The sequence below is a fragment of the Sphingobium aquiterrae genome, from assembly GCF_037154135.1.
Classification (GTDB): Bacteria; Pseudomonadota; Alphaproteobacteria; order Sphingomonadales; family Sphingomonadaceae; genus Sphingobium; species Sphingobium aquiterrae.
In genome coordinates this window covers 1-5,992 of the sequence record NZ_JBANFL010000046.1, presented here as the reverse complement: position 1 = coordinate 5,992, position 5,992 = coordinate 1, and the positions used below count along the sequence as shown (strand labels likewise).

Genomic DNA, 5,992 nt, shown 5'->3' with positions numbered 1-5,992 from the left:
CCGGACGGGGCGCTGCCTACTGACAGCGTCTGGTACGGCCGCCAACATAGACGGACGATATGTCCCCCGGTAGCGATAGCGGGGAGCTGGATTGTCCGGTTTTGATGTTGGATTGGTTCTTTGACATTGTCAGTTTGATGAAGGGACATGTGGGCGGCGGCTCCGGGTTTTACGGCTTCAAGGCGTAGATACTCGTAGTAAATTAGGCCGTTCCTATATGTCTCAATACATATCCACAGTAATATGTAATGTGCAGGAATGGCTCCTTGGAATGGCAGCCATCGTCATGGATTATTCCTCCGTGTCGTTGGTTGAACATCAAACTTGAGAGTTTGATCCTGGCTCAGAACGAACGCTGGCGGCATGCCTAATACATGCAAGTCGAACGAGACCTTCGGGTCTAGTGGCGCACGGGTGCGTAACGCGTGGGAATCTGCCCTTGGGTTCGGAATAACAGTTAGAAATGACTGCTAATACCGGATGATGACGAAAGTCCAAAGATTTATCGCCCAGGGATGAGCCCGCGTAAGATTAGCTAGTTGGTGGGGTAAAGGCCTACCAAGGCTACGATCTTTAGCTGGTCTGAGAGGATGATCAGCCACACTGGGACTGAGACACGGCCCAGACTCCTACGGGAGGCAGCAGTAGGGAATATTGGACAATGGGCGCAAGCCTGATCCAGCAATGCCGCGTGAGTGATGAAGGCCTTAGGGTTGTAAAGCTCTTTTACCCGAGATGATAATGACAGTATCGGGAGAATAAGCTCCGGCTAACTCCGTGCCAGCAGCCGCGGTAATACGGAGGGAGCTAGCGTTGTTCGGAATTACTGGGCGTAAAGCGCACGTAGGCGGCGATTTAAGTCAGAGGTGAAAGCCCGGGGCTCAACCCCGGAATAGCCTTTGAGACTGGATTGCTTGAATCCGGGAGAGGTGAGTGGAATTCCGAGTGTAGAGGTGAAATTCGTAGATATTCGGAAGAACACCAGTGGCGAAGGCGGCTCACTGGACCGGCATTGACGCTGAGGTGCGAAAGCGTGGGGAGCAAACAGGATTAGATACCCTGGTAGTCCACGCCGTAAACGATGATAACTAGCTGTCTGGGTGCATGGCACTTAGGTGGCGCAGCTAACGCATTAAGTTATCCGCCTGGGGAGTACGGTCGCAAGATTAAAACTCAAAGGAATTGACGGGGGCCTGCACAAGCGGTGGAGCATGTGGTTTAATTCGAAGCAACGCGCAGAACCTTACCAGCGTTTGACATCCTCATCGCGATTTCCAGAGATGGATTTCTTCAGTTCGGCTGGATGAGTGACAGGTGCTGCATGGCTGTCGTCAGCTCGTGTCGTGAGATGTTGGGTTAAGTCCCGCAACGAGCGCAACCCTCGACCTTAGTTGCCAGCATTAAGTTGGGTACTCTAAGGTAACCGCCGGTGATAAGCCGGAGGAAGGTGGGGATGACGTCAAGTCCTCATGGCCCTTACGCGCTGGGCTACACACGTGCTACAATGGCGACTACAGTGGGCAGCTATCCCGCGAGGGTGCGCTAATCTCCAAAAGTCGTCTCAGTTCGGATTGTTCTCTGCAACTCGAGAGCATGAAGGCGGAATCGCTAGTAATCGCGGATCAGCATGCCGCGGTGAATACGTTCCCAGGCCTTGTACACACCGCCCGTCACACCATGGGAGTTGGATTCACTCGAAGGCGTTGAGCTAACCCGCAAGGGAGGCAGGCGACCACAGTGGGTTTAGCGACTGGGGTGAAGTCGTAACAAGGTAGCCGTAGGGGAACCTGCGGCTGGATCACCTCCTTTCTAAGGATCGTGACGAAAGCGCTGGAGCTTGTCTCCAGAAGAGCTTCGTCATTTCCAAAGAACATTGCCGCCGTCCTCATGTCCCTTCATCCTAGAGATCAGCCAGACGCTGAAAAGTGTCTGGTTGGTAGCTGAGCAGGCTTTCGAGCGCCTCGCGCTGCTGTAAAAGCAGCCTGCGAGCGTGCTGGGGCCGGTAGCTCAGGTGGTTAGAGCGCACGCCTGATAAGCGTGAGGTCGGAGGTTCAACTCCTCCCCGGCCCACCATCAGCGCAGAGCCTCAAATGGGGCCTTAGCTCAGCTGGGAGAGCGGTTGCTTTGCAAGCATCAGGTCATCGGTTCGATCCCGATAGGCTCCACCATTTGCGTAGCGATGCTTCGCGGAGCAAGGCCACGTAATTCTCTAGAGATGAAGATAGCGGTTTACCGGCTTTGGCCGGTGATATGAGGCGCGCGAGCGCCTCTCTTTGACATTGTGAATGGGTTTTTTTAATCGATGCCGTGGCGACATGGCTTTGGTTTTGGCGATGGTTTCGACCATGGCCGGAATACAGAGCATGACGTTACTAAAATATCAGGCTGAGATTATCATCCACACCGGATACCGCGGCGATGCTAGCCGAGTGGTTTGCAGGTTTACCTGCAAGCCCAGCATTGTCGTTGGTGGTGTGGACTCTCAAGCGTGAGGTAAGGGCATTTGGTGAATGCCTTGGCATGCACAGGCGATGAAGGACGTGGCACGCTGCGATAAGCGTGGGGGAGCTGTGAGCAAGCTTTGATCCCGCGATTTCCGAATGGGTAAACCCACCTTCACCATTTAATTTCGCATCCGGCGGTTCTTCGGAATTTGGCGGATACGGAGTTAAATGGGAAAGGTATCACTAAGCTGAATAAAATAGGCTTTGGTGAAGCGAACCCGGAGAACTGAAACATCTCAGTACCCGGAGGAAAAGACATCAACCGAGATTCCGTTAGTAGTGGCGAGCGAACGCGGACCAGGCCAGTGCCTGTCGTTGAGTTAGCAGAACAATCTGGAAAGTTTGACCATAGCGGGTGACAGTCCCGTATGCGAAAGCGAAACGACAGGACTTGAGTAGGGCGGGGCACGTGAAACCCTGTCTGAACATGGGGGGACCACCCTCCAAGCCTAAATACTCGTGCATGACCGATAGCGAACCAGTACCGTGAGGGAAAGGTGAAAAGCACCCCGATGAGGGGAGTGAAACAGTACCTGAAACCGAATGCCTACAAGCAGTAGGAGGGTCCTTGAGGCCTGACTGCGTACCTCTTGCATAATGGGTCAGTGACTTAATGTATCGAGCAAGCTTAAGCCGTTAGGTGTAGGCGCAGCGAAAGCGAGTCTGAATAGGGCGATTGAGTTCGATGTATTAGACCCGAAACCCGGCGATCTAGGCATGACCAGGTTGAAGGTGGGGTAACACCCACTGGAGGACCGAACCGTTTAATGTTGAAAAATTATCGGATGAGTTGTGTTTAGGGGTGAAAGGCCAATCAAGCCGGGAAATAGCTGGTTCTCCGCGAAATCTATTGAGGTAGAGCGTCGGATGATTGCCGTTGGGGGTAGAGCACTGGATGGATGCGGGGGTCGCGAGATCTACCAACTCTAACCAAACTCCGAATACCAACGAGTCTAGTCCGGCAGACAGACGGCGGGTGCTAAGGTCCGTCGTCAAAAGGGAAACAGCCCTAACCTACAGCTAAGGTCCCCAAGTCATCACTAAGTGGGAAAGCATGTGGGATTTCCAAAACAACCAGGAGGTTGGCTTAGAAGCAGCCATCCTTTAAAGAAAGCGTAACAGCTCACTGGTCTAAATAAGAGATCCTGCGGCGAAGATGTAACGGGGCTCAAGTGATGCACCGAAGCTTAGGGTGTGATCGTTTACGATCACGCGGTAGCGGAGCGTTCCGTAGGCCGATGAAGCGATCTGGTAATGGGTCGTGGAGGTATCGGAAGTGCGAATGCTGACATGAGTAGCGATAAACAGTGTGAGATGCACTGTCGCCGAAATCCCAAGGGTTCCTGCTTAAAGCTAATCTGAGCAGGGTAAGCCGGCCCCTAAGACGAGCCCGAAGGGGGTAGTCGATGGGAACCACGTTAATATTCGTGGGCCTGGAGGTGTGTGACGGATGGCGTAACTTGTCTGGCCTTAACGGATTGGTCCAGGCAGGGAAGTTGTCCCAGGAAATAGCCCCTCCATTATAGACCGTACCCTAAACCGACACAGGTGGGATGGTAGAGTATACCAAGGCGCTTGAGAGAAGTGTACTGAAGGAACTCGGCAAATTGCCTCCGTACCTTCGGAAGAAGGAGGCCCCACATGAAGGCAACTTTTTGTGGGGGGCACAGGCCAGGGGGTAGCGACTGTTTAGCAAAAACACAGGACTCTGCTAAGTCGGCTTCAAGACGACGTATAGGGTCTGACGCCTGCCCGGTGCCGGAAGGTTAAGAGGAGGAGTGCAAGCTCTGAATTGAAGCCCCGGTAAACGGCGGCCGTAACTATAACGGTCCTAAGGTAGCGAAATTCCTTGTCGGGTAAGTTCCGACCTGCACGAATGGCGTAACGACTTCCCCACTGTCTCCAGTACATGCTCAGCGAAATTGAATTCTCCGTGAAGATGCGGAGTACCCGCGGTTAGACGGAAAGACCCCGTGCACCTTTACTGCAGCTTCAGAGTGGCATTAGGAAAGAACTGTGTAGCATAGGTGGGAGGCTTTGAAGCCAGGTCGCCAGATCTGGTGGAGCCATAGGTGAAATACCACCCTGTTGTTTTCTGATGTCTAACCTCGCACCGTTATCCGGTGCAGGGACCCTCTGTGGCGGGTAGTTTGACTGGGGCGGTCGCCTCCTAAAGAGTAACGGAGGCGCGCGATGGTGGGCTCAGGACGGTTGGAAACCGTCTGTTAGAGTGCAATGGCATAAGCCCGCCTGACTGCGAGACTGACAAGTCGAGCAGAGACGAAAGTCGGTCATAGTGATCCGGTGGTCCCTCGTGGAAGGGCCATCGCTCAACGGATAAAAGGTACGCCGGGGATAACAGGCTGATGATTCCCAAGAGCTCATATCGACGGAATCGTTTGGCACCTCGATGTCGGCTCATCACATCCTGGGGCTGGAGCAGGTCCCAAGGGTTTGGCTGTTCGCCAATTAAAGTGGTACGTGAGCTGGGTTCAGAACGTCGCGAGACAGTTTGGTCCCTATCTGCCGTGGGCGTCGAAATTTGAGAGGAGTTGACCCTAGTACGAGAGGACCGGGTTGAACATACCTCTGGTGTACCAGTCATCGTGCCAACGGTGCAGCTGGGTAGCTATGTATGGACGGGATAACCGCTGAAAGCATCTAAGCGGGAAGCCTCCCTCAAGATAAGATTTCATCGAGCCGTGGAAGACCACCACGTTGATAGGCTGGATGTGGAAGTGCGGTAACGCATGGAGCTAACCAGTCCTAATTGCTCTTTTCGCGCTTGAGAGTCCCACCATCAATGACAATCCTGGGAAACCGGCAACGTCGCAGATGGCTGGATGATCATTCGCAGCCCGATATAATGGTCAAGAACTAACGCACGGATCTTCGATTAAAAAACCCGCACTGTTTTATGCGCCTGCTTCATTGCTTGGTGACCATAGCGTCTGTGACCCACCCGATCCCATCCCGAACTCGGCCGTGAAACCAGACCGCGCCGATGGTACTATTGCTCAAGCACTGGAAGAGTAGGTCGTCGCCAGGCATTGAAGCCGGCGCATGAAACAAATGCGGGCATAACCCATTCACTTTGTTGTTGGCCTCAGGCGCCGGCGCGGACATCCGTCCGCTAGGCTTTCGCGCCACAAGGCGCGGCGGCCGTTCGGCCTTGCGGAGGCAAAAGCCTCCGTGTGATCCCCTGACCCAATATGCAGTGTCGCGGGATGGAGCAGCCCGGTAGCTCGTCAGGCTCATAACCTGAAGGTCGCAGGTTCAAATCCTGCTCCCGCAACCAACATACCACATGCAAAACAACTCTCAGCCCCGTACCAGCAAGGTCCGGGGCTAAAGCGCGTCTACAAGATCCCCGACCAGTTGCGGCATCCCAAGCCGCGGCCTCCACCCCGCGCCTATGCCATCTTCGCCAGCATCTCCGAAATCGGCACGAAGGCAAAGGCGACCGAACTGTCCGCAATGCCATAGGG

Annotated in this window: 3 tRNA genes and 3 rRNA genes; all 6 read left to right on the top strand. The window is 54.2% G+C overall.

The window, feature by feature from the left end:
• Window positions 1-320 precede the first annotated feature (320 nt).
• A 16S ribosomal RNA gene (locus WFP78_RS23230) occupies window positions 321-1,809 on the top strand.
• Between the two features lie 187 nt (window positions 1,810-1,996).
• Window positions 1,997-2,073 (top strand) — tRNA-Ile (locus WFP78_RS23225).
• A gap of 19 nt (window positions 2,074-2,092) precedes the next feature.
• Window positions 2,093-2,168: transfer RNA gene (locus WFP78_RS23220), tRNA-Ala, on the top strand.
• 315 nt (window positions 2,169-2,483) lie between these two features.
• A 23S ribosomal RNA gene (locus WFP78_RS23215) occupies window positions 2,484-5,294 on the top strand.
• A 144-nt stretch (window positions 5,295-5,438) separates the two neighbouring features.
• A 5S ribosomal RNA gene (gene rrf / locus WFP78_RS23210) occupies window positions 5,439-5,553 on the top strand.
• The 16S, 23S and 5S rRNA genes sit together here with 3 tRNA genes alongside, the layout of an rRNA operon.
• A 172-nt stretch (window positions 5,554-5,725) precedes the next feature.
• Window positions 5,726-5,802 (top strand) — tRNA-Met (locus tag WFP78_RS23205).
• Window positions 5,803-5,992 lie beyond the last annotated feature (190 nt).